4 protein-coding genes are annotated in these 3,699 nt (G+C 37.3%); 3 read left to right on the forward strand and 1 reads right to left on the reverse strand.

What is annotated here, in order from left to right; all coding sequences use genetic code 11:
* Window positions 1-92: 92 nt before the first annotated feature.
* A complete protein-coding gene (locus B4237_RS12610) occupies window positions 93-716 on the reverse strand; it encodes a 2OG-Fe(II) oxygenase (protein ID WP_278595883.1) in 624 nt (207 codons plus the stop codon).
* 120 nt (window positions 717-836) lie between these two features.
* Between B4237_RS12610 and B4237_RS12615 the strand changes: the two genes are divergently transcribed.
* Genes B4237_RS12615 through B4237_RS12625 form a run of 3 tightly spaced genes read left to right on the forward strand, consistent with a single transcriptional unit; the run spans window position 837 to window position 3,645 of the window.
* Window positions 837-1,694 carry a 23S rRNA (adenine(2030)-N(6))-methyltransferase RlmJ gene (locus B4237_RS12615; RefSeq protein ID WP_004876766.1) on the forward strand — a complete coding sequence of 286 codons (858 nt, stop codon included), beginning with the start codon at window positions 837-839 and terminating at the stop codon, window positions 1,692-1,694.
* 38 nt (window positions 1,695-1,732) lie between these two features.
* Window positions 1,733-2,566, forward strand: a complete 834-nt coding sequence (gene pssA, locus B4237_RS12620) for a CDP-diacylglycerol--serine O-phosphatidyltransferase (protein WP_004876769.1) — start codon at window positions 1,733-1,735, stop codon at window positions 2,564-2,566.
* A 17-nt stretch (window positions 2,567-2,583) separates the two neighbouring features.
* On the forward strand, window positions 2,584-3,645 hold the full coding sequence (locus tag B4237_RS12625) for a DUF6670 family protein (RefSeq protein WP_004876771.1): 1,062 nt from the start codon (window positions 2,584-2,586) through the stop codon (window positions 3,643-3,645).
* Window positions 3,646-3,699 lie beyond the last annotated feature (54 nt).

Raw genomic sequence — 3,699 nt, forward strand, 5'->3', positions numbered from 1 at the left:
CAATCACTTGTTTAGTTTCATTCGACATGTATTGATCCAAAATCATCAGTTATGCCTAACTATATAAGGCTATTTTTAGTGATTTAAAGGGTTTAAGGGTTCCAAATCGAGTTGCCACTGCGTAACCAAGCCGTAATCGATAAGCGCTGTTGTTTTGAAAGCAAGACTTCATGTAATACATCACTTTGAAAAATCGCAAGACGATTTGGCAAAGGTTGAATGATGTGCCAGTTTCCCTTTTTATCTTGTAGGCGAAGTTCACCACCCCAATTGTCTTCCCAGCTTTCATGTAAATAAAATACAGTTGAAATCATACGATCATTTTTTTGCTGCGGATTATCGCGGTGTAAAGCATAAAATTCGCCAGCGTTATAACAAGCAAAATGTGCTTCAACTTCTTTAATACCAAGATAAAATGCTTGATTTAATGCTTGAGATAGATTGTGTAGCGTTTGGATGTGCTGCTGAGCGATAGGAAGTTGTCCATCAATCCATAAAATATGATCGCTACGAATATGACTTACAACGCCATTTTGTATGCCCGCTGCTCTAAACTCGGCAAGATGCGATATGCACTCATCAGCTAAGGCTGTGACATATTCGGGTGAGTAGACATGATCAATAAAAGCAAAGCCAAACTCATTTAAATCATCTAGGACGCAATCTAAATTCCATGAGGTTGCATTTAAGGTTTGGGAGAAAGAAGTTTGTTGCATATAGCTCCTATCAAACAGCTGTTTGATTAACATTACTATTTTAGACGATCACATCAACGCTAAAGAATACTTTTTTCTTTCATGTTAAACTATCTTCTGAATTGAGGAATAATTGTCAACATGAATTACCGTCACCATTTCCATGCGGGTAACTTTGCCGATGTTATGAAGCATGTACTTTTGCTTCAACTGCTCGCTCGTTTAAATGCCAAAGATAAACCTTATCGATATATCGATACCCATGGTGGTGCAGGTAAATATGATTTATCTACATCTCAAGCACAAAAATCAGGTGAATTCTTAACGGGTATCCATCGTTTGGTCAAGCTTGACGATTCGATTAAGCGTAATGCGCCTGAAGGTGTAAAACAATATCTTAAAATAGTTGAAGATATGCGTGCAGTTTCAGGTAAAGGTGCTTATCCAGGTTCACCTTGGTTTGCACTCGAAGGTATGCGTGATATTGATAAAGCGACTATTTTTGAAATGCAACGTGATGTGTTTCAGCAATTGTATTTTAATATTCGTGATAAACGTGCGGGTTTACACGAACGTGATGCATATGAAGGATTACTTGGTGTAATCCCTCCCAAAGAAAAACGTGGCTTAGTCATGATTGACCCGCCATATGAAATTGAACGTAAAGATTTTCCTCAGCTCGTTGAGTTGTTGCAAGCTGCTTATAAAAAATGGCCGACTGGCGTTTTTGCAGTTTGGTATCCAATTAAAGACCGTGCCATGATTGAACGTTTTGAAAAGAAAATGTTTAAAACGGGTATTCGCCGTCAGCTTATTTGTGAAATTTGCGTATGGCCAGATGATACTCCAGTTGGTTTAAATGGTTGTGGTTTACTCGTGATTAACCCACCTTGGAAGTTTTCAGAAGATGCAGATCAAGCCTTACAATGGCTTTTCCCTCATTTACGCATGAGTGAAAATGGTGGTCATGCTGCTGTGCGTTGGTTGGTGGGTGAATAACCCATCTACCTCAAGATATTCTCGAGGAATTGAAAATAATGACAAATTCTCCAAAAACAGATTCTGATTTGAATACAAAGGATCATTCTTTTGATGGAATCACATTTGAAGTAGAAGAAGAAGAGCACACGCACGAAGGGCAAAAAGTTAAACGCCGTGGTATTTATCTATGGCCGAACCTGATTACAACAGCTGCGCTTTTATCTGGTTTTTACTCAATTATTGCCAGTATGAATGGTAATTTTAATCAGGCAATTTATGCGATTTTCTTGGCTGCATTATTGGATGGTTTAGATGGTCGTGTAGCTCGTGCAATTGGTGCTCAAAGTGCATTTGGTGAGCAATATGATTCATTGTCTGATTTATTGGCATTTGGTGTTGCGCCAGCAATATTGATGTACAGCTGGAGCTTGCACGATTTAGGCCGTATCGGACTAGCTTGTAGCTTCATTTACACGGCTTGTGCTGCATTCCGTTTGGCTCGCTTTAATGTCCAAATTGGTGTTGTTGATAAACGCTACTTTATTGGTATTGCAAGTCCACTTGCTGCAGTCACTGTGATTTCAATTGTTTGGGTTGGACGTGATTTTCCATTCATTTTTGATTTGCAAGATATTACGATTCAGATAATCAATGCTGCGATTATGGTAGGTGTTGGTTTATTAATGATTTCCAATATCAAATACTATTCATTTAAACAGATGGACCGCAAACGTGTACCTTTTGTTGTGATGTTACCAGTGGTCTTGATTTTTGCTGCAATCACGTACAACATTCCAGTAGGAATACTGACAGTTTGTATTCTCTATGTGCTTTCAGGTTTCGTAACAACACTGCTTGCCCACAAAAATGATTCTAAAATAATAAGTTAAAAAATCGGAGGTTCAGTATGCCAATATTGATGAGTAACAATCAATTAAAGCAACTGAACCTCGATAAATCAGATGCTTTAACCTTTTATCCACCTAAAGGCTTATTTAAAATTGTTTATCAGGCACTGATTCTGCCAAACCTACCTGAACCCTTTCATTATCTTAATTTCATCAGTCTTATCGGGCAGCCTCGTATTCCAATTTGTTATAACGCGAGTGCAATAACGACGACAGCAATTGATACTGCGACAGTGCTTGTTACAACCAGTCCGTCTACGGTTGGACATCTCAAAAGTTATAGTGCCAAAGAACAATGTCAATTAGAGATTGATCATTACCAGTTTTTAGATGTGGATCATATTCAAGTTGATTTTCCGAATTATTATTTTAATCGTAAAGATGATGAACTCAGTTGTCAGCTTAAAGTCACAACTTCTACCGAAATTGAAAGTCATTCTGCTTTACAGTGGGGAGTAGCGGATTATTGGTATGTGAATTGTCATTGTGAGGGTGAGGTTACTTATAAAAAACAAAAGTATGAAATAAATGCTTCAGGTATTTTGAAGCATGCGAGAGCAATCTACTTGCCTTTTATTGCATTTCATTTTTTTACTTATCAAATCATTCAAATTAATAATGATTTGCAAATCATTCTCTCTGAGTTGAGAAACCAATGGAACAATATTGTTTTTTCAAGAATTGAAATTCAGTCAAAAGAAAAAGAAACACGACTTTATCAAGATAATGTGATTTTTGATGTAACTCGAGTTTATCCAAAAATACAAACACCTAATGGACGTGAAATGTATTTACCTCGCGTATTTGTCTGGCAATATCACGAAGATGATCAAATCATTTTCCAACTTCAAGCACAGAGTAGAGGGGATTATAAATTTGGATTGGCAGCAGGGTATGTAGGAAGTTTTACTTATGAGTTGCTTTGGGATAATGAAACATATCAAGGCACGGGGTACTGTGAATATGTCGATTGTCGTCCTTTGCATTGGCAAGAAAAAGATAAAACAGATCAAATTATAGACCAAACTCCACATTTACAGCCTTTTTTGTGTAAAAAATAGACGCTCGTCACATTGTTTTTGGAAAAGGTATTGCAAGCGTTGAGGAATGCTGTA

The organism is Acinetobacter sp. UBA6526, assembly GCF_002434875.1.
GTDB lineage: Bacteria > Pseudomonadota > Gammaproteobacteria > Pseudomonadales > Moraxellaceae > Acinetobacter > Acinetobacter venetianus.

What these genes read in the sequence shown, in the direction of transcription:
- B4237_RS12625 (WP_004876771.1), top strand. Translation starts at nt 2,584, where the DNA reads ATGCCAATATTGATGAGTAACAATCAATTAAAGCAACTGAACCTCGAT.
- pssA (WP_004876769.1), top strand. Translation starts at nt 1,733, where the DNA reads ATGACAAATTCTCCAAAAACAGATTCTGATTTGAATACAAAGGATCAT.
- B4237_RS12610 (WP_278595883.1), bottom strand. Translation starts at nt 716, where the DNA reads ATGCAACAAACTTCTTTCTCCCAAACCTTAAATGCAACCTCATGGAAT.
- B4237_RS12615 (WP_004876766.1), top strand. Translation starts at nt 837, where the DNA reads ATGAATTACCGTCACCATTTCCATGCGGGTAACTTTGCCGATGTTATG.